This window comes from Paenibacillus sp. J31P13 (assembly GCF_056269295.1).
In genome coordinates, this window is sequence record NZ_JBWDNR010000001.1 from 556,959 (window position 1) to 577,904 (window position 20,946).

Here is a 20,946-nt window from a genome sequence, read left to right on the forward strand (position 1 = left end):
CTGTGCTATGAATTATTGATGCTTTAATTTCAAATAAAAGATGGCGATTTGCGTGCGGTCCCGCAGCTCAAGCTTCTGCAAAATTTCTGTAATGTAGTTTTTGACTGTTCCTTCGCTTAAAAACAACGAGGCAGCAATCTCTTTGTTGGATTGTCCGTCCGCAATATGATGAACAATTTGGCTTTCAGTTCCAGTAAGTCCATCTATAGTTAGTGTCTTGTTGTTATCCGCTTGCTTCGTTTCTAACATTCCAGCAAGCTTGCGGGCGATATCGGGATGAATAAGCATGGAGCCCTCATATACCGTCTTAATGCCGCTTATGATGCGGCTTGGAGGTACATTTTTGAGCAAGTAGCCGTTTGCTCCGTTGCGTATCGCTTGAGCGATATATTCATCATCGTCAAAGGTCGTTAAAATCAAGACAGCCGGCGGTTTCTCCAGAGCTTGGAGAAGTTTGGTACCTTGCACACCGTCGCATATGGGCATCCGTATATCCATTAGAACAACATCTACAGGCTGCTGACGCGCAAATTCGGCAGCTTCTTGGCCGTTGCTGCAAACTCCTGCAACTTGGAGTTGAGGATCTAATCCCAAAATAACGTGCATGCTCTCTCGAATAAACGGGTCGTCGTCAACGATCAATACGCTAATCATACTATCGATTTCCTCCAATTATAGGTTCACTCATTAATCTCCGTGAAGAGGCAGGATCGTCGTGATTGAGAATTGTTCATCTTGCTGCCATTCCAATTGGCCGCCAATGAGCGCAATCCTTTCCTTCATACCCCGTAAGCCGAGCCCTGTTTCAATAGGCTCTCGCGGTAAACTGCCATTGCTTGATATCGTTAAGGATACGCTTGCGCTTTGGAAATCTAGATCGACATTTACGGAAGTAGCATTTCCGTGGCGTACAGCATTGGTTATGGCTTCTTGAGCATTTTTGAATAGGATGAGCTCCATGCTTGGATATAGGGGGCGAGGAGAGCCGTGAACATGAAAAGCAACCTCAATGCCAAGTGCCTCTCCAGACTCTTCTACCAGTCGATCGAGTGCGTAACGTCTTGCCTCTCCGACATTTTCAGCTGCAAGCTTACGTACGGTGCGACGCATAATTTCCATGCTGTCCTGCAACTGGTCGCGTATTTGCTCAACCATCCCCCGTGCGCGTACTGTATCGGCTTCAAATAGATGCAAGGAGGCTTCAGACATCATTTTCACACGGATAAGTCGATGACCGAGGTCGTCATGAATATCTTTGGCAATTCGATTTCGTTCCTCAACTTGCGCATACTGCTCAACCTGAGACGCATAAATTTGCATCCGCCGTTTAGCGGCATCTAATTGTTGATGGCTTAATGTTAATGCTTCATATAAATCTTCTATTTTGTGACTCTTATTCTGGAATTCGTTAGCTGCATACAAAATAGCAGCCATTACTGTCAAGAGCACGAGCGCAGAGATGATCAGCTCAGAATCACGGGCGTTTAGCCCGATATAAAGAGCTAGCAAACTAAGAAGGGTCCAGCCTGATCCGTTTATCGGAGCGGGTCCTCTTTGGAATACAGCTATCAAGGTGGAGAAAATCATTAAAAAAAGAAAGCCATCATAGGTGTAGGACAACCACGAGTTGGCGATTAATTCGGTTAGCAAAAAAAGATTAGTGAGTCGCGGTAAATAGCTGCCTCCCTTAATGAGGAGTAAGGCTAGCAATACGGAAGCTGTGTAGGAAACATATGATTCTGGCTCGATATAAACAATACATAAGACAGCTGGGACGGCAGCCAGCAGCACTCGAATTTGGTATAGCCAATTAATCATACTGAAAAAGGCCTCCGCAACTGAATTTGCTTCATTATAGCATAAGGGAATGTTGTTAGACGAGATTAATGATAATAATTCTAAATAACATAAAATGACTTTTGTCACCCCAGGAAGGTGACTTTGTAGACCTGATTTGTCGTTGATATTCACATACAATTAGTTTAACAAAAGGGAAACGAAAGGATGAACATTAAATGAGCCTCGTAACATTTCGTGAGATAGTCAAAAAATATGATACTACTCTAACCGTCAATCATCTTACTTTTAACATCGCCGAAGGAGAGGTTTTTGGTCTTCTAGGTCCTAACGGAGCAGGCAAAAGCACAACGATTCATATGTTGGCTGGACTTCTTGAGCCGAGCGGTGGAGATATTATAGTAGATGGATATTCAATTAGAAAGCAACCTCTTGAGGTAAAGAAAAGAATTGGGCTTGTGCCGCAAGAACTAGCTATTTATGAGTCATTAACTGCACGTGAGAATGTTGCTTTTTTTGCAAAGCTATATGGACTCAGAGGGCGGCTGCTGCGTGATCGAGTAGATGAAGCGTTGCAATTCGTGGGTTTGTTGGATCGAGCTAAGGATAAGCCGCTAACGTTTTCAGGCGGAATGAAGCGTCGATTAAACATTGCATGCGCCATTATGCACAGACCTAAGCTGATCATTATGGATGAACCGACAGTGGGTATTGATCCACAGTCAAGGAATCACATTTTGGAGTCGGTAAGAGAGCTGAACAGACTAGGTTCAACCGTTATCTATACAAGCCATTATATGGAAGAGGTTGAGGCAATTTGCACAAGAATCGGTATTCTCGACCAAGGCAAGCTGATTGCTTGCGGTACTAAGGATGAGCTGAAGCAACAAACTGGCCAAAAAGAAAAGCTTGTTATCGAAATAGATCGCAGCATTGATCCTGCCTTAACAGAGATGCAAGAGCATCATGGCGTTAAGGATGTGATTGTCAGCAATGATAGAAAGATGCTGGAAGTTACTGTTGGGGATTCTCCTTCCATATTACAAGATCTATTATTTATCATTCAAAAGCATGAAATCAATCTTCGCAAGCTGACGCGGGTGGAACCCAATTTGGAGTCTATGTTTTTGGAAATGACTGGTCGCAGTTTACGTGATGAATAGGGGGAGCTCATAATGCGAATTTGGTGGACGACAGCTTGTTATGAGCTGCTGAAGTATAGTCGAAAAAAATCTATTCTCTATCTCTTGTTTGCATTGCCTCTTGTATTGATTCTACTTTTGGGCAGCGCGTTTAACACAGATATCAAGCCGGCGAAAGTAGCTCTATTCGTTGCGGACCAAGGAGAACTGAGCGCGGGTATAAATTCGTTTTGGAAAGATCCATCTCTTGCAACCTATATCCATATACTCCCTGCTAAATCAGAGAAGGAAGTGCAGGATTGGGTGCGCGAAGGAAGAGCTGATTATGGTGTGTATGTTCCGGATGGATTCTCGGAGGGATTGACTGCTGGAGGCACAGCCGATTGGCAAACCTTCTCCGGGCGTTACGAGGAAAAAAACATTGCAGCTTCGGCCATTGTAAACAGTTATATGACAAATGTGAATTTACATTTAGCGGCAATATCAACGTTTGGTCAAGATTACTCTGCTAGCAATGATGAAAAAAGTAATGATTCGCATCCAGGAGCAGAAACGATAAAAATTGGAACACTTGGGGCAGGCGAAAATAATGTCTTCGGGAAAGCTTCTGCCATGCAATATTATTCTGTTGCGTATTTGATTATGTTCCTGCTCTATGGCGGGATGTCGGCAGCATTAGCCTTACTGGATCAGAAGGAGATCGGTACGCTGCAACGGATATATGCTATTCCGGCATCGTTTAGAGTCATCGTATTTGGAATCGTTTCTGGCGTTGTGTTTCTTGCCTTTTTGCAGGCTATGTTTATAACCGCTTTTACCGCTTATTTTTATGGGGTTGATTGGGGCGGGCATTTTGGTTGGATTATGCTAATTTGTTTGCTGACGATAGCTGCGGGTATTGGACTCGCGATCATCATTGCTTCCTTCGCAGGATCAGACAAAACAACGCAAACTATGATTTCTATTCTTATTTTCACCATGACCTTCCTCAGTGGAGGAATGGTAGCGGGTATACAAAACAATGTTGGAGATATTGATAAATGGACCATTAATTATTGGGCAAATGAGAGTCTTCGCACCATTATGAACGGAGAAGATCTATCCTCCTTATGGTTTAATGTTGGTGTGCTTGCTTTGATCGCTCTCCTTCTCTCTGTTGCTGCAGTAATAAGATTGCCAAAGGTGGTGAAGAAGCATGTCTAGCTTGCATATCGCTTTGCATTTGATTAGAAGGACAATGGGATCTCGACGCGGACTAATCATGAACGTCTTGCTCCCAGCAATCGTATTGGCTGTTATGGCCGGCTTGTTCTCAAGCTTGCAGGGTGGGAAGGCTGTCATTCTGGTGGGAAATGCGGATAGTGGAATTCTTGGATCATATATAGCAGATTCTATTAAGCAGGAGAAATTATACGAAGTGAAACTGGATCCTGCTCTATCTGAACAAGAGTTAAAGGAAAACGTAAAGAACGGGAAGGCAGATGCGTCGATTTATATACCCAATGATTTTACTTCAAAACTGCTGGCTGGTGAGCATTCTGAGGCCGTGCTGTATCGGATGAATGAACAGCTCTGGAATGCCTCACTCGCAACTATGCTGATGACGGAAGCTGATAGGCTAGTATCGACCGTTCAGCTTGCTCGGACAGCAGAGAATGGCGCTGAGGTAGATGTAAACAAGATGAGTGCATTGCTCGAAGCAACAGCGACACCAAAAGCATTTACTACACATGTTGGGATGAAACTGGGCAATGTTGTTTCTAATCCGACTATGATCGGACTCATTCTTATGTTTGTTATGCTTCTTGTAAGTCAATCAATCAGTTTTGTCATGGAAGATAGGGAGCAGAGGACGATGGCGAGGATGTTCACTGCACCACTTCGTTCCATCGATATCGCTTTCGGTAATTTTCTAGGCAGCATGCTTGTAGGTACCTTGCAGTTGGTCATTGTTCTGAGTCTAACCTATTACGTATTTGATTACTCACCTGGCATATCATTTGGTTACTTGCTGCTTATTCTTGAATTTTTCTTAATCGCTGCGGTGGGTCTTGCTTCTGCGACAGCAGGTCTTGTAAGAAACAAGGTCCATTTAGGACAAATTAACACCATGATCATCACGCCGACGTGCATGATAAGCGGCTGTTTCTTCCCGCTTTCCATGCTGCCTGACTTTATGCAAAAGCTTGCTAATTTTACACCTCAGAAATGGGCAATCCAAGCGGTTGATCGTTTAGCTGGTGGAGGGTCAATAAGTGATATTGGCATGTATCTATTCATACTCCTATTAATTGCAACAGTTACTCTTGCATTTGGATCCGTTGCGCTGCGACCGAATCAAACACGCTAAAGCTTGAATCGTTATCCACGTTCATTATTGCTTGACTTCGTGATCATTGTATTGTAAGTTTGTCAAAAGTTATCCATATTGCATGAGCGTTGACCAAGACTATGGTACTCAACTCCCGTTTATTTACAGAGAGGAAGCTCGCAGGCTGCAAGGCTTCTATAAACGATTGAATACTTCCTAACTTGCGAGCTTGCAGCGGTGATATGTCCAATGAGCCCCTGCCGGAATTTTCATTCCGTTATCCATTGAGAGCCATGTTTTGTCTATTTGGCTATATAAGGGTGGTACCACGAACGCATTCGTCCCTTACGAGTGCGTTCTTTTTGTTTTTTAAGGGCTGGAATCTTAACAAATGGGGGTATTTTAAAATGAGACAAAGTCAACTATTGATGCCTACTTTACGTGAGGCGCCTTCTGAAGCAGAAGTGATCAGCCATCAGCTCATGCTGCGTGCAGGTCTAATCAGACAGCTTGCAGCTGGTATCTATACCTATTTACCTTTGGGTCGCCGCGTACTGCGCAAGCTTGAGCAGATTGTTCGAGAAGAAATGGATCATGCAGGAGGTCAAGAAGTGTTGATGCCGGCCATGCAGCCTGCTGAGCTTTGGGAGCAATCCGGACGCTATGACGTATATGGACCTGAACTTATCCGACTGCGGGATCGTCATAATCGGGAATTTGCGCTTGGTCCAACGCATGAAGAGGTCATAACTTCTCTTGTTCGCGGAGAGGTGAATTCTTATCGTCAACTACCCATTACACTCTATCAAATTCAAACTAAATTTAGAGATGAGAAGCGTCCCCGTTACGGACTTCTGCGCGGCAGGGAATTTATGATGAAGGATGCCTATTCCTTTGATGAGAATTGGGAAGGACTGCATCGCAGCTATAGGAGCATGTATGAGGCTTATAATCGGATTTTCACACGCTGTGGTCTCCATTACCGCGCTGTTGAGGCAGATGGCGGATCGATTGGCGGCGAAGGCGGCACCCATGAATTTATGGCTCTTGCTGATATTGGCGAAGACACAATTGCAGCGTGCGACTGCTGTGATTATGCGGCAAATTTAGAGCGAGCGGAACACCGAATGGAAGAGAATGCTCTCAGCGGACAACCATTGCAGGATATAGAGCTTGAACGGCTTCATACACCTGGCATCAAGAAGATTGATGAGCTGGTTGATTCACTTCGCTTAGATGCCGACCGTTTTATGAAAACACTGATTTATGTTGCTGATGGTAATCCTATAGCTGTTATGGTAAGGGGTGACCATGAGGTGAATGAGATTAAGGTCAAAAATGCTCTTTCAGCCCTTTCTCTGGAGCTTGCTGATCAAGAAACGACAGAGCGAGTGACAGGTGCTCCTACTGGCTTTGCTGGACCTGTGGGACTTAATGTACCGCTTTTTGTAGACCATGCAGTGATGGAAATGGAAGCGGCTATAGCAGGTGCAAATGAAAAGGATTATCATTTTGGCAATGTAAATCCCGCTATTCATTTGAAAGGGGCTCAAATCGGTGATTATCGCAATGCAAAGGCAGGGGATTCGTGTCCGCGTTGTGACGATGGCAAATTAACGTTCCATAGAGGCATTGAAGTGGGTCATGTATTTAAATTAGGTACAAAATATAGCGAGGCTTTGAATGCAAAGTTTCTAAATGCTGAGGGTTTAGAACAGCCCCTTATCATGGGTTGCTACGGCATTGGTGTATCGAGACTGCTCTCTGCTGTGCTTGAGCAGCATAACGACAGCAATGGCATTGTGTGGCCAAAGTCGATTGCGCCATACCAAGTGCATGTCGTACCTGTATCAATCAAAGATCAAGTACAAATGGATTTGGCTGCCCATATTGCAGCACGCCTACAAGAGGCGGGGATTGAAACGCTTCTGGATGATCGAGATGAGCGTCCAGGCGTAAAATTCAAAGATTCCGATCTGATCGGCATTCCGATCCGTATCGTTGTAGGTAAGCATGCAGCGGAAGGAATTGTAGAATTGAAACATCGGCAAGGCACTAACGTACAAACATTGAAGTTAGAGGAAGCAATTACGATCGCTTCTGAGCGATGAATGGGTGAAAAAAGGGGTGCTGATGGTCTTGTTCATAAGACTGAAGCGCCCTTTTTTTATAATAGTCGATTGAAAGCGTAAAATTAGTCAATAATCCAAGTTGCCAGAACATATGATGGAGTATAAGATAAAGCTAAGAACAAATTATCAGAACATTTCGTCAACTATTCTGAACTAAGGGGGGGATTGCCGTGAACAAAAGCCATGAAGTCGAATATTGCAATTTGGAACTGCGATTTGACCGGCGGCAAATCCAAAATCTCATCCGCGATCTTATTCAGGAAGGGTACTCCTTGTATTGGAGTGAGACAGAGGGCCAGTTTCTCGTATCCATTCGAACAGGTCGCAAGCTCGTCAAGCTTCAGTTCCAGCGAATAAAGAACCGTTACAAAATTGTCGGCGATTATATTATCAAAGACGAGAAACTGTCAGAGTTAATTGAAAAGCTGATTAATGACACACGTGGACATGCGGTTGTAAAGCGCATTAAAGATCGTCAAATCGTCATTGAGAGTATTATGTTCGGTGAGATTATACGACTCGTGGAGGTGTCCGGTATGGAACATCGGATTATTTATCAGAAGAAGCCTTTCGTTACAATAGAAGAAATGATTAAAGCGTTTCAATCGAAGCGTGCGGAAGAACGTGCGATTGTACTGCGTTATGAGTTGGATTATGAGCTGTCAATGTTGTTCGATGCCCTGCAAGGCAGCGACGAGAACGCGATTTCTGAATCGAAAGAGCGTCTCATGACACTGCGTACAGAAATGCTGCAGCTGGAGCTCTAATGATCAATGGTTGTCCGTGCATACAAACATAAAACGATCAAATGCTGTGAGCAAGCTGCAGCCTTTGGTCGTTTTTATGTTGCTGCTATAGAGAAGAAATTACTACTAAGCTGAATGATAGGTTTGGCATTTCCGTCTTATATAAGGTAAACTTTCATAAGCGGTCAATAAATCTAATGTCGTTATACTGACATTTTTCCATGTTAATAGTTTTCTTCTCGTCTCAAAAAGAGTAAAATGAAACTATTGTGACCCAAAATAGAACATGAAGGATGGACGAACCAGATGTCAAAACAGCAAATTGGTGTTATCGGTTTAGCAGTAATGGGCAAAAACTTGGCCCTTAATATTGAGAGCAGAGGCTTTACGGTATCGGTATTTAACCGTTCCCGCGAAAAAACAGATGATCTTATTCAAGAAGCAGCAGGCAAAAATCTAGTGCCCGCTTATTCAATTGAAGAGTTTGTACAATCACTTGAAGTACCTCGCAAAATCTTGATCATGGTACAAGCTGGAGCAGGTACAGATGCAACAATCGATTCACTCGTTCCGCATTTGACAGAAGGCGATATCATTATTGATGGCGGTAACGCTTATTTCCCTGATACGGTTCGTCGCAGCAAAGACCTAGAAGCAAAAGGCTTCCGCTTCATTGGTACAGGCGTATCCGGCGGCGAAGAAGGCGCTTTGAAAGGACCTTCCATTATGCCAGGCGGCCAAAAATCAGCTTATGAGCTTGTTGAGCCTATCTTGAAAGCTATTTCTGCAAAAGTAGGCGACGACGCTTGCTGTACGTATATCGGACCAGACGGTGCCGGTCATTATGTGAAAATGGTACATAACGGTATTGAGTATGGCGATATGCAGCTTATTTGCGAAGCATATGACCTTCTCAAAAACGTTCTTGATGTTAGCGTTGAAGAGCTTCATGAAATCTTCTCTGAGTGGAATAAAGGCGAGCTGGACAGCTACCTAATCGAGATCACAAGAGATATCTTCTCCAAATATGATCCTGAAACAGGCAAGCCGATGGTTGACGTTATTCTTGATTCCGCTGGTCAAAAAGGTACAGGTAAATGGACAAGCCAAAGCTCACTTGATCTAGGCGTGCCGCTTTCCATCATTACTGAGTCCGTATTTACACGCTTCTTGTCCGCAATGAAGGAAGAGCGCGTTGCAGCTAGCAAAGTACTTAGCGGCCCTGCAAAAAAACCTTTCCAAGGCGACAAAGCGGCTTTCATTGAAGCAGTTCGCAAAGCATTGTTCGCAAGTAAAATATGCTCGTACGCACAAGGCTTCGCTCAAATGCGTGCTGCATCTGAAGAATACAACTGGGATCTAAACTACGGCGAAATCGCTATGATTTTCCGTGGCGGCTGCATTATCCGTGCACGCTTCCTTCAAAATATTAAGGATGCTTACGATCGCGATGCTAACCTTCGCAACCTGTTGCTTGATCCTTACTTCCAAAACATCGTTGAAACATACCAAGATGCATGGCGCGAAGTTATTGCGCTTGCCGTTACTAACGGTGTACCGGTACCTGCATTCTCCAGCGCGATTGCTTATTTCGATAGCTACCGCACTGAGCGTTTGCCTGCAAACCTGCTTCAAGCGCAACGTGACTACTTCGGTGCTCACACATTCAAACGCTTGGACAAAGAAGGTAGCTTCCACTACAACTGGATTCAATCTTAATCCCATTCGTATTCAGCGGTTTGCTTCGCTGGGTATTTCATTGACAAGACCATAGGCAGCCTGCCGCAGCCAGTCGCGCAAGCGATCGGCTTCGTGATCGCAGTAATGTCTGCGATGCACCAGCGACATGGACGCTTCGGCAAAGTAATGAAAGTTTTGCATCAATCGTGGCTGCGAGAGACTCAGTAATGCTGGGTCCCCGTCAGCCACCTTTTTTTTAATAAATTCAAGCATCCATACTACATCTTCACGACAAAGAGGATGATCGGGATCCAGTATGCGATTGATACGCTTGTGTGCTTTCTGAAGAGCGGACAATTGAGGATCATTGTTCATCGCTAATGTCACTCCTATCCTGAAATAAAACATCATTATCATCCATACGGCATATACAACTTTTTTATACCCTAGAATTACAAAAAAATGATATGATGTTGAAGAAAAAGGGTAAGGAATGACCGAAAAGGGTGAAAAAGCTACGATGGACAGGCAACCACTAAACAAATTAGTATTAATAGGCTTTATGGGAACCGGCAAATCGACGGTTAGTAAATTGCTATCCCAGGAGCTTGGCTGTAAACGTGTTGACGGTGATGAAGAGATCGAAAGGCTTGAGAATAAGCTTATTTCTGATATCTTTGCCGAAGACGGGGAAGCGGGCTTTCGTCTTATTGAGACAAGGGTGCTGGATATGATATTGGCGGATGAAGAGCCATCCATAGTTGCAACTGGCGGAGGCGCTGTATTGAGCGCTGCTAACAGAGAGCTTATGATGAGCAGAAGCTTTGTCGTTGCACTGAAAGCAAGCCCTGAGCAGATTATTGCAAGAGTGCAGTCTGATACTGCGCGGCCTTTATTGCAAGGCGACGCGGTGGAGCGAGTGAATACATTGCTGGAGCAACGTAAAAACGCTTACGATTTTGCTCATTTTACAATCGATACAACAGAATTAACAGCCGAAGAGGTTGTTTCAGCTATCGTTGAGCAATGGCATGCAAGACATTAAATACGGCTAATAACGCAACAGTCAGCCATGGGTCTGCTGAAGCGTATATTTTAATGTAAAAGGGGATCATTCTAACCATGGACGTTTTAGTGACACCAACACCAAGACTTGAAGGAGAACTTCAAGCACTTTCTTCAAAAAATTATACGACACGCTACCTGCTGATTGCAGCACTTGCGGAAGGCACTAGTACTGTATATTTCCCAGCTCATAGTGAGGACAGCGATGCAATGCGCCGATGTATTCGTGATTTGGGAGCTATCGTAGAGGAAGATGAAGAGAAAATCGTTATTACTGGCTTTGGACGTCATCCAAAACCGGTTGAGCAGCTTGATGTCGGAAACGCGGGCGCTGTGCTTCGTTTTCTAATGGCTATTACTGCGCTATGCCCAGATGTAACCTTCGTGAACCGCTATCCGGATTCACTTGGCAAACGTCCTCACAGCGATTTGATCCAATCATTGACGGCAATGGGTGTAAACATTGAACATCAAGACGGTAAATTGCCAATCCGTATCCAAGGCGGAGCGCCTAAAGGCGGAAAAATACAAGTATCAGGAAATATCAGCTCGCAATTTTTGAGTGCATTATTATTCTTGACGCCATTGTTGGAAGAAGACAGTGAAATTGAAGTGCTGCATGATTTGAAATCAAAGGTTGTTGTTGGACAAACACTAGAGGTTTTGGAGCAAGCAGGCATCGTGATTCACGCTGATGAAGATTATATGAATTTCCGCGTTCCTGGCGGTCAAAGCTATGAGGCTAAGACCTATACGGTACAAGGCGACTATCCAGGTTCAGCTGCTATTCTCGCGGCAGCTGCAGTAACAGAGTCAGATGTAATCGTGCATCGCCTTGAAGAGAAGAGCAAGCAGGGTGAGCGTGCTGTTGTTGATGTGCTGAAGATGATGGAAGTTCCGCTTACACATGAGAACGGAATCGTTCATGTTAAGGGTAACCGCAAATTGAAAGCTGTAGAATATGATGGAGATAACGCAACAGATGCTGTGCTTGCTATGGTAGCTGCAGCTGTTTTTGCAGAAGGTACTTCACGTTTCTATAACGTTGAAAATCTGCGATACAAGGAATGTGATCGCATAACGGATTATTTGAACGAGCTTCGCAAAGCAGGCGCTAATGTAGAAGAACGTCAGGCTGAAATTATTGTACATGGTCGTCCGGAAGGTGTAGAGGGCGGCGTTGAGATCAATGCTCACTACGATCACCGTGTTATTATGGCATTAACTGTCGTGGGTCTTCGTGCGAAGGAGCCGATTCGCATTCGCGATGCTCATCACGTAGCCAAATCGTATCCGATATTCTTCGATCATCTATTGAAATTAGGCGCTAATGTCGAATGGATTGAAGGTTAATAAGATTTTTGGAATTGTTCAATCTGAATTTGATCGTACAATAAAAAAAGAGGTGTTCATGATGGCGTTTGAGAATCCTTCACGTGAGCAAATTAAAGACATTTTGCAGAAAAGTACGAATGTCGCAGTTGTTGGTCTTTCAGATAACACAGAACGCGTTTCCTATATGGTTTCCGAGGCTATGCAAGTGAAGGGCTATACGATTATTCCCGTTAATCCAAATGCCGATACTATTTTGGGACAAAAGAGCTATGCTTCTCTCAAAGATATTCCCTTTCAGGTGGATATTGTAAATGTATTCCGCAGAAGTGAACATACGCCCGCGGTCGCTGAGGATGCTGTGGCGATAGGAGCAAAGACATTATGGCTTCAGCTTGGTGTATCCAATGAGGAAGCAGCTGAAATTGCATTAAGCGGCGGATTGGACGTTATTATGGATCGCTGTATCAAGGTTGAGGATTCCATCCTATTGCCTGGTGGAAAATCCAAAACATAACTGTTATAAAAAAGAGTCTTCTCCTACACAATAAGAAGGCTTTAAGAAGCAATTGCCGCCTTGTTGCTCACAAAGAATGAATGAGCTATGCAGGATGGCAGGCGTAACTTAAAGACTTTATTATTGTCATCCAAGGAGGATACGACGTGAATCAATTGTCGCAACAACCGGGAAATTATCAAGGCCAACAAAGCTTCCTAAACCAAGGCAATCAATTTCAGCCTACTGGCTACGTGCAATCGCACTATCAAGGACAGCTTAGCCAACCGACCTTTGGCAGAGAAACGAATTCCATTGTTTCCAATTCGCCAGGCGGTTATCAAGCGTCAAATGCTTATGGCAATGGTGCTCAAATGCATTTTACACCATCAAGCTACAATCATTTTTCGCAACCGGAAGGATCGTACAATTCATTCAGCTCGCATCAACCCGTTCACAGCTATGCTCAATCGCCAGCAACGGCATTTGGCAATGTGGGTCCGGTAATTGCGCATGTTGGTTATCAAGCTGGTCCAGACAGCCAGCAGCATAGTTATCAACAGCAACAAACTGCGCAGTATGGTGGATATGGAAATCAATATGCGCAACAACAAAATTCCAATTTTGGCGGACAGTCGCATTATAATTCGCAAAATGGATACGGCGCACAATCCCAATCGAATATGCAAAACGGATATGGCGGTATGACACCAACTCATTCCAACACTTCCCTTAACCCTGTATACGAAGCTACAAATGCTTATCAGCAAGCGGGTCCGGTTATATCCCGTGTGGGCTGGCAAGCAAATAGCGCTGCGAACTCACCATATTCCGGTGGCATGCGCTAATCTATTGTTAAATTTGTTATACAAATGGAAAAGAATCATCAGCATCGGCGGGCCTTATGGCTCGCCGTTTTATTTTGACAAAAACCAAGCAAACGCTTAACATCGTTATATAATAAGTTGGTCGACAGTTTTGCTACGCAAAACTAAGCTAATGCTCTAATGCTTACGAAGACAGTTTTGCTCTGCAAAACTAAGCTGATGCTTACGAAGACAGTTTTGCTACGCAAAACTTTTGGGAGGTGTATGATGATTTTCATGGGAAGCCTGCAGCAGCTCGGTAGGGCTTTCATGCTGCCGATGATTGTACTGCCAGGGGCAGCTATTTTTTTGAGTTTAAGTAATCTGCCGTGGGATTATATAGGATTGCCGGGTATGGCAGGCTATTTAGTAGCAGCCAGTGAAACGATATTTACGTTTTTGCCATATATATTTGCTTTAGGCATATCACTTGGTTTAACTGGTAATGCGCTAGCAGCCGGTATGGCAGCACTGACTGGCATGATTATTTACAGCGGCATTACGAGTACAGCAGAGGTTCCAATAGAACCAACCGTTCTTATTGGAGCTCTAATCGGCATTTTGGCAGGTGTGAGTCACGAACGCTTCAAAAGTCTTAAGCTGCCGGAGTACATACAATTTTTTGGCGGACCAAGGTTTGTTCCGTTATTTGTAAGCTTTATTACATTATTTTTCTCAATAGGAATGATCAGATTTGCACCCTATTTGCAGGACATGCTTATTGAGCTGGGCAACATTGTTGCCTCGGGCGGCGGCTTCGGTGTGTTCTTATACGGATTGGTTCATCGTATTTTAGTTATTTTTGGTCTGCACCACTTAGTAAGCCATGTGTTTTGGTTTCAAATTGGCAGCTTCGAAACATCAACTGGAGAAATGGTCTACGGTGATTTGCCGCGTTTCTTTGCAGGTGACCCAACCGCCGGTTCATTCATGGCTGGCTTGTATCCAACAATGATGTTTGCTCTACCGGCAATCGCTTTCGCAATTATTCATGAGGCGCGAGAGGATCTAAAGCCGAAAATTCAAAAGACGTTTCTGTATGCTGCCTTAGCATCATTCCTAACAGGTGTTACGGAGCCGGTGGAATTCGCCTTTTTGTTCGTAGCACCGTATCTGTATGTCGTTCATGCTATTTTGTCAGGCGGTATTATGTGGCTGACTTATGAGCTCGGAATAAGGCATGGGTTTTCATTTTCAGCAGGAGCGATAGACTTTGTCATTAATGAGCATTTGGCTACGCGCGGCTGGCTAATCATACCGATAGGGATTGTCGTAGGTTTTGTATATTACTTCTTGTTCCGCTGGGCGATTCGACGTTTTCGAATTCCGACACCTGGTCGTGAGGAAGGCTCGCAGCTTGATGAGTGGGCAGGGGATATACCTTATCGAGCACCGCTTATTTTGCAAGCTATTGGTGGTAAGCAAAATATTGAACGCATGGAATCATGCATCACGAGGTTACGGCTTAAAGTCTCCAATGAGAAGCTGATTGACGTAAATGCTCTTCGAAATCTAGGAGCGGCTGGAGTTATCAAGCTAGGCGGAGGACAGGTTCAGGTTGTGTTTGGCACTTTCTCCGAGCTCATTCGTGAGGAAATGATTAAGACGATCCATCGCGATCAAGCGCAAGTGCTGTTCCATTCACCTATGCAGGGTCGGATGATTCCGCTGGAGGAAGTTCCGGATCCTATTTTTGCCGGCAAGCTTGTAGGACAAGGGGTTGCTTTCATACCAGATAAGGGAGAACTCGTTTCCCCTGTGAAGGGTAAAATCATGCATATCTACCCAACCATGCATGCCATTGGGATAAAGACGCCTGAAGGACTTGAAGTGCTGCTTCATATCGGCATTGATACTTCACATCTTGCCGGCAAGGGCTATTTCAACGCGGTTGTTAAAGAAGGGGACGAAGTAACGCCAGGTATGCTTCTTATTCGATTCGACTTGCATCGCATTCGTAAGGAAGCAAAGTCAATGGCAACGCCGATGGTCATCACAAATTCTAATCTTGTACATTCATGGCGCTTCGCACCATTTAAAGCAGTGAAAAAAGGACAGTCTTCGGTAATGTCTGTTGTACTTAAAGAGAGAAATAGTGGAGGGGAAACACAATGATTCAAGGTATAGGAGCGTCAGCGGGCATTGCGATTGGGAGATCGTTTGTGCTTCCAAATTGGGAATGGGAGCTTCCGGAGCAGAAGATTGATGTTGCTGATTTTGCCCGGGAGTTCGAACGTGTGTACGAAGGTATTCGTACCTCTAAGTCAGAAATCGAACAGATCAAAGATGATCTCAGGGATGTAGTCGGCTCAGAGGAAACACATATTTTCGATGCTCATATCGCCATCTTGGACGATCCTGTTTTTATGAATGAAATACAAGGCATCATTCAGCGGCAGTATAAAGCAGCAGAGGTTGCTGTTAAGGAAGCGATTGATCACTTTGTAACAATGTTCGATTTGCTTGATGACGAATATATGAAGGAACGTGCGCTGGATATTAAGGATGTTGGTAATCGCTTGCTGAAGCATCTGCTTGGCGCGCCAGAAATAACGCTGCCTTCGGATACGCAACCGTTTATTCTTATTGCGAAAGAGTTATCTCCTTCTCAGCTGGCTCACATTAATCCTAAGCATGTGCTTGGCATTGTTACCCTTGCAGGGAGCACGACATCGCATTCTGCCATAATGGCTAGAGCATTAGGTGTTCCGCTTGTTGTAGGCGTTGAAACTAAGCTGGTCGAGCCAATTATAACTGGCCAGACCCTTATAATCGACGGCACCGATGGATCGTTATATATTGAGCCCGAGCAGCGTGTTATCGATACTTATACAGAGCTGCATGATCGCCAAACCGAAGCTAAAAAGAAGCTGCATGATATTGCTGGTCATTTATCAGTGACGCCTGACGGTAAAAAGTTGGAGCTTTCTGCAAATATAAGCTCTTATAAAGAGCTTGAAATTGCACTGTCAAGCGGTGCTCATGGCGTGGGCTTGTTTCGAACAGAGTTCCTGTATATGGATCGGAATCGCTTTCCTAAGGAAGAAGAACAATTCGAGGTTTATCGCAGTGTAGCAGAGAAGCTTGGCGGTAGTCCGCTCGTTATTCGAACATTGGATGTTGGTGGAGATAAGCATCTGGATTATTTCGAGCTTCCAGAGGAAGACAATCCTTTCCTTGGTTATCGAGCTATACGGATATCTCTTGATCGACAGGATTTGTTCAAAACACAATTGCGAGCTATTTTGAGAGCCAGCTCTTACGGACAAATAAAGCTTATGTTTCCTTTGATCTCTTCGGTTGATGAAGTAAGAGCAGCCAATGCTGTTTTAAACGAGGCAAAACTCGAGCTTGAAGAAGCGGGTCTGCCTTATGATAGAGGGATGAAGGTAGGCATTATGATTGAAGTGCCTGCTGCTGTCATGATTGCCGATCTATTAGCGGAAGAGGTTGATTTCTTCAGTATCGGCACCAATGATTTGGTTCAGTTTACGCTAGCGGTGGATCGAATGAATGAGGAAATATCTCATTTATATGAGCCCTATCATCCTGCCTTGATACGTATGCTTAAAATGACAGTTGAAGCAGCGAAGCGCAAGGGAATTACAGTAGGCGTATGCGGCGAGCTTGCAGGAGATTTGAGAGCATTGCCGATATGGCTTAGCCTTAATGTTGATGAGCTCAGTATGTCGTCTCATTCTATTTTGCCTGTGAAGGAAAGACTGCTATGCACAACACAGGAAGACAGCCTTATTGTGTTTCAGCAATTGTTCGGCTGTCGAACCAGCACAGAAATATTGAAGCATTTGAACGAGTTTATAGAGGATATAGACAAAAAAACAGCGAATGGTTAACCCATTCGCTGTTCTAATGCATCTACGAAAGCTTTGGCATAAGGCGGGAGATCAGGTGGACGACGCGCAGAAATGAGGTTGCCGTCGACGACGACTGCTTCGTCAAACCAAGTGGCGCCTGCATTTTCCATATCATCGCGAATACCCGGCGTGGAGGTCACTTTACGGCCTTCTAGTATTTTAGCTGAGATGAGCACCCAGCCAGCATGACATATTTGTCCGATTGGCTTGTCAGCGGCATTTAGCTCTTGAACAAGCTGCAATACCTTTGGATAACGGCGAATTTTATCTGGCGCCCAACCTCCAGGAACAAGCAAACCAATGATATCCTCACTATTCAATTCATCATATGACAAGTCAGCTACAGCGGGTACGCCGTACTTACCTATATACGTTTTTCCTTTTTCCGGCGCTGCATAGAGCACGGTAGCTCCAGCTTCACGGACACGGTAAACGGGATACCATAGCTCCAAGTCTTCAAATTCGTCGTCTAGTAAGCAGATGACGGTTTTGTTTTGCAATGACATATAAATCCCCTCCATCTATTAAATATCTCTATTATTGTAACGAAGGAGAAACGATGAAGCAAACTGAGCCTGCAAAAACCTCGAATCGTCCATTAAGATGGCTTCGATTTTTACCGACTCTCGGTTGGATGAGTGTAATTTATATTTTATCCTCAAGAACCGGTGATGAAATTAATACCATGCTGCCTTTTTTTCAAAAGTTCTTACCTTTCATGAATGACTTTAATTGGGGACATTTTGCTCTTTATTTTGTTCTCGCCGTAACCATTGATTTTGGCATAGGTAAAAAGGGTGATCGTTTTTGGATGAAAGTGGTCATTATTATTATCTGTGGGTTGTACGGAATAACGGATGAATGGCATCAACTTCATGTAAACGGCAGGGCTCCCGATCCGATGGATGTAAGAAATGATCTTATTGGCGCTGCCTTTTGGACAGTGTTCTCAAGCTTGCCCCCGATTCGTAAAATATGGAGAAGAATCGCTTCATAATCAAGTGCATATATGCACGATTAATTATGATTTTAGTAGTAAAAATTACATAGCTGTCGAAGCAGGAATTTTCGCAAAAAAGGTCGAATAATTTAAGCGTTATTACTCTGAATAGAGATGCTCAGCCATCTCTTAGCTACATAAGAAGGAGTGGGCCATTTTGCATAAACGGTGTCATTGCGGTGACATCATGAAGATGAAACTGCGCACAGTTATTTTTTCGGGAAAAGTGGAGATTGATAACGTTCCAATCTACTCCTGCACAGCATGTAGTCGCAGTGAGGTTTTTCCTGAAGTGAAATCGGATTTAAGGGAATTAATCGCTCAATTAGGAGCGAAACCTGATAAACAATCCTTTCTGTTCAATGAATGCAATGAATGGGCCAATTTATTAGTGGAAGTGAAGGCTGATAGGGGGAAGACCGATCTCTCTGAAGTTGAGAGACTTATTGAGGAGCGAATTAATCATTTGTTGGATTTGTTCTTGCTTGCAGAGTCTCTTAAGGATGAAGCGTGGATTTCGGATTTAAAGAAAAGACTCGAGCAATTAAGTCGTCGGAATTTACGCATTTAGAGGGAATAACAGATGAAACTAAGAAGCTCCCCGCCATAATTGGTGAGGAGCTTCTTAGTTTTAATTTACATATGTTCGCGATAATTAACGTTATGGGTAGCTTTCTCTTCTCTGACGGCATTACGAATAATATCTTTGACGCTTTGCACATCTTTCACATCATCTAGTATAAGTTCAGGTGTAGTTTTGTCTGTTGACAGGATGGTTATGGAGCCGACTCCTAAAATACGATCAGCCATAGACTGCGTGACTGAAATATCTTTCACTCCGATAAGCTCGATTTCTTCTGTTTTTTTGCCAATCAAACCAGTTCGCACGATTATTCGTTGATTCGTTACTTTATAATGTGTGGAATTAACATGCGCCACATCCTTTAAGCGATCGCTTACGCCTTGAGGTTTTCCTTCCCATAAGGTTATTTCTGAAAGAAAACCTGGATTCGGCTTGGATGAAGAGATAGGTTCAGTTGTGGAATCTGATTTGGGCAGTTCATCTTGTATAGGATTTGTTCTTGTACCGCAATTTGCACAAAAATTGCTGTCTTCTTGATTTTTTGCACCACAGTTAACACAAAATGCCATTTGTATGAGCTCCTTTAGAATAGTTTGATAAGGCTCTTACTTGGATAGTATTCTACTATATCCATATGATTTCAACAATTGGTTTCTAAATGATAACAGTAAAATACATGCTGATAGACCCACTAAAGATCGGGTGTTATGGATTTCACTTTCAATTTGGTTGCTAAACGCTTGCTAACAACTTCTCGATTGAGAGTCATACGAGTCTATGAAAACTCATGAAAACATAGTGGTATCAAGGGATTTGCTCATTCTTGTTTTGCTTTGAACCCCCCTTTATGCTATGATTACGATAATATGCGGCGTACGTAAATTATAAATCTGAGCTAATGGAGAGAAGCACTGTGACGGTAACCATTTATGATGTAGCAAGAGAAGCAGGAGTATCTATGGCTACGGTTTCTAGGGTTGTCAATAACAATCCTAATGTGAAACCAGCAACTAGAAAGAAAGTATTTGAAGCAATTGAACGTCTCGGATATCGTCCAAATGCAGTAGCACGTGGTTTGGCAAGCAAGAAAACCACTACAGTAGGCGTTGTTATTCCCGATATCTCTAATGCTATTTTTGCTGAGGTAGCTCGTGGAATTGAAGATATTGCGAATATGTATCATTATAATATCATTTTGTGCAATGCCGATAAGAAGAAGGACAAAGAAATCCGTGTCATCAACACTCTTTTGGAGAAGCAGGTAGACGGATTGCTATTTATGGGCGGAGCAGTAACGGAAGAGCATCAGCAAGCTTTCAAAACAGCAAATGTACCGATCGTATTATGTGCAACTTCTGATGAAGGCGGTCAAATTCCGTCTGTTGATATCGATCATGAAGCTGCTGCATTTGACGCTGTTAAAGTGCTGCTTGAACAAGGGCACAAACGAATTGCGATGATCAGCGGTACGTTGCAGGATCCATCCATCGGCTATGCAAGATTCCAAGGGTACAAGAATGCCCTTGAATCAGCTGGCATTGCTTATGATGATGTTCTGGTTCGCACTGGTAATTATCGTTATGAATCAGGTGCAGAAGCGATGAAATATTTCATTGAATTGGACGAGCGTCCAACAGCTATTTTCTCTGCAACAGATGAAATGGCGATTGGAGCTATTCACAGCATCCAAGATGCGGGCTTGAAAGTTCCTGAAGACTTCTCCGTTATTAGTGTGGATAACAGCCGAATGGCTTCTATGGTTCGTCCTCAGCTTACTGCTGTTGCTCAACCTATGTATGATATCGGCGCGGTAAGCATGCGTTTGCTGACAAAGCTGATGAAGAAGGAAAATGTAGACCAATCCAAAGTAGTGCTTCCGCATGAAATGGTTCATCGTCAATCAGTTGGAGGAATATAAACA

The 20,946-nt window shown here is 43.8% G+C and carries 20 protein-coding genes; 15 read left to right on the forward strand and 5 right to left on the reverse strand.

The genetic code is table 11. From position 1 onward, the window contains the following. Positions 1–12 precede the first annotated feature (12 nt). Complete coding sequence (locus AC0YOD_RS02315; RefSeq protein WP_475797629.1) at positions 13–654, reverse strand: response regulator transcription factor; 642 nt, start codon at positions 652–654, stop codon at positions 13–15. A 33-nt stretch (positions 655–687) separates the two neighbouring features. Beyond that, positions 688–1,818 carry a sensor histidine kinase gene (locus AC0YOD_RS02320; RefSeq protein WP_475797630.1) on the reverse strand — a complete coding sequence of 377 codons (1,131 nt, stop codon included), beginning with the start codon at positions 1,816–1,818 and terminating at the stop codon, positions 688–690. Positions 1,819–2,015: 197 nt separating this feature from the next. Here AC0YOD_RS02320 and AC0YOD_RS02325 point away from each other — a divergent pair, with 197 nt between their 5' ends. From AC0YOD_RS02325 to gndA, 6 genes are all read left to right on the forward strand, one after another. Then, a complete protein-coding gene (locus AC0YOD_RS02325) occupies positions 2,016–2,960 on the forward strand; it encodes an ABC transporter ATP-binding protein (RefSeq protein WP_475797631.1) in 945 nt (314 codons plus the stop codon). 12 nt (positions 2,961–2,972) lie between these two features. Further along, a complete protein-coding gene (locus AC0YOD_RS02330) occupies positions 2,973–4,142 on the forward strand; it encodes an ABC transporter permease (protein ID WP_475797632.1) in 1,170 nt (389 codons plus the stop codon). Further along, on the forward strand, positions 4,135–5,289 hold the full coding sequence (locus tag AC0YOD_RS02335; RefSeq protein ID WP_475797633.1) for an ABC transporter permease: 1,155 nt from the start codon (positions 4,135–4,137) through the stop codon (positions 5,287–5,289). Before AC0YOD_RS02330 ends, AC0YOD_RS02335 begins: the two co-directional genes overlap by 8 nt. A 368-nt stretch (positions 5,290–5,657) precedes the next feature. Then, on the forward strand, positions 5,658–7,361 hold the full coding sequence (locus AC0YOD_RS02340) for a proline--tRNA ligase (protein WP_475797634.1): 1,704 nt from the start codon (positions 5,658–5,660) through the stop codon (positions 7,359–7,361). Between the two features lie 191 nt (positions 7,362–7,552). Continuing rightward, positions 7,553–8,149: a hypothetical protein gene (locus AC0YOD_RS02345; protein WP_475797635.1), complete on the forward strand. Its 597-nt coding sequence runs from the start codon at positions 7,553–7,555 to the stop codon at positions 8,147–8,149. A 285-nt stretch (positions 8,150–8,434) separates the two neighbouring features. After that, entirely contained in the window at positions 8,435–9,847 is a 1,413-nt protein-coding gene (gndA, locus tag AC0YOD_RS02350; protein WP_475797636.1) for an NADP-dependent phosphogluconate dehydrogenase, read from the forward strand. Positions 9,848–9,859: 12 nt separating this feature from the next. On the opposite strand, the gene AC0YOD_RS02355 is transcribed toward gndA, so the two are convergent. Next, positions 9,860–10,183 carry a hypothetical protein gene (locus AC0YOD_RS02355; RefSeq protein WP_475797637.1) on the reverse strand — a complete coding sequence of 108 codons (324 nt, stop codon included), beginning with the start codon at positions 10,181–10,183 and terminating at the stop codon, positions 9,860–9,862. A 145-nt stretch (positions 10,184–10,328) separates the two neighbouring features. Between AC0YOD_RS02355 and AC0YOD_RS02360 the strand changes: the two genes are divergently transcribed. From AC0YOD_RS02360 to ptsP, 6 genes are all read left to right on the forward strand, one after another. Then, positions 10,329–10,853: a shikimate kinase gene (locus AC0YOD_RS02360; RefSeq protein ID WP_475797638.1), complete on the forward strand. Its 525-nt coding sequence runs from the start codon at positions 10,329–10,331 to the stop codon at positions 10,851–10,853. Between the two features lie 77 nt (positions 10,854–10,930). Then, positions 10,931–12,226, forward strand: a complete 1,296-nt coding sequence (gene aroA, locus AC0YOD_RS02365) for a 3-phosphoshikimate 1-carboxyvinyltransferase (protein WP_475797639.1) — start codon at positions 10,931–10,933, stop codon at positions 12,224–12,226. Positions 12,227–12,287: 61 nt separating this feature from the next. After that, a complete protein-coding gene (locus tag AC0YOD_RS02370) occupies positions 12,288–12,722 on the forward strand; it encodes a CoA-binding protein (RefSeq protein ID WP_475797640.1) in 435 nt (144 codons plus the stop codon). Between the two features lie 146 nt (positions 12,723–12,868). Beyond that, positions 12,869–13,549 carry a hypothetical protein gene (locus AC0YOD_RS02375; protein WP_475797641.1) on the forward strand — a complete coding sequence of 227 codons (681 nt, stop codon included), beginning with the start codon at positions 12,869–12,871 and terminating at the stop codon, positions 13,547–13,549. A gap of 246 nt (positions 13,550–13,795) precedes the next feature. After that, complete coding sequence (locus AC0YOD_RS02380) at positions 13,796–15,682, forward strand: glucose PTS transporter subunit IIA (RefSeq protein WP_475797642.1); 1,887 nt, start codon at positions 13,796–13,798, stop codon at positions 15,680–15,682. Further along, positions 15,679–17,421 (forward strand): phosphoenolpyruvate--protein phosphotransferase, encoded by a 1,743-nt coding sequence (ptsP, locus tag AC0YOD_RS02385; protein WP_475797643.1) that lies wholly within the window; start codon positions 15,679–15,681, stop codon positions 17,419–17,421. The genes AC0YOD_RS02380 and ptsP overlap by 4 nt, the downstream gene beginning before the upstream one ends. Here ptsP and AC0YOD_RS02390 read toward each other — a convergent pair. Further along, positions 17,418–17,948 carry a type 1 glutamine amidotransferase domain-containing protein gene (locus AC0YOD_RS02390; protein ID WP_475797644.1) on the reverse strand — a complete coding sequence of 177 codons (531 nt, stop codon included), beginning with the start codon at positions 17,946–17,948 and terminating at the stop codon, positions 17,418–17,420. The two genes, ptsP and AC0YOD_RS02390, sit on opposite strands and share 4 nt — an antisense overlap. Before the next feature lie 53 nt (positions 17,949–18,001). On the opposite strand from AC0YOD_RS02390, the gene AC0YOD_RS02395 reads away from it, so the two are divergent. Beyond that, the gene (locus AC0YOD_RS02395) at positions 18,002–18,439 is read left to right on the forward strand and encodes a VanZ family protein (RefSeq protein ID WP_475797645.1); all 438 of its coding nucleotides are present in this window, start codon (positions 18,002–18,004) and stop codon (positions 18,437–18,439) included. A gap of 190 nt (positions 18,440–18,629) precedes the next feature. Continuing rightward, positions 18,630–19,013, forward strand: coding sequence for a hypothetical protein (locus AC0YOD_RS02400; protein WP_475797646.1), 384 nt, complete (start codon positions 18,630–18,632; stop codon positions 19,011–19,013). A 65-nt stretch (positions 19,014–19,078) separates the two neighbouring features. Here AC0YOD_RS02400 and AC0YOD_RS02405 read toward each other — a convergent pair whose 3' ends face one another. After that, complete coding sequence (locus tag AC0YOD_RS02405) at positions 19,079–19,594, reverse strand: PH domain-containing protein (protein WP_475797647.1); 516 nt, start codon at positions 19,592–19,594, stop codon at positions 19,079–19,081. Positions 19,595–19,938: 344 nt separating this feature from the next. Here AC0YOD_RS02405 and ccpA point away from each other — a divergent pair, with 344 nt between their 5' ends. Further along, positions 19,939–20,943, forward strand: a complete 1,005-nt coding sequence (gene ccpA, locus AC0YOD_RS02410; protein WP_475797648.1) for a catabolite control protein A — start codon at positions 19,939–19,941, stop codon at positions 20,941–20,943. The last annotated feature ends 3 nt before the right edge of the window (positions 20,944–20,946 follow it).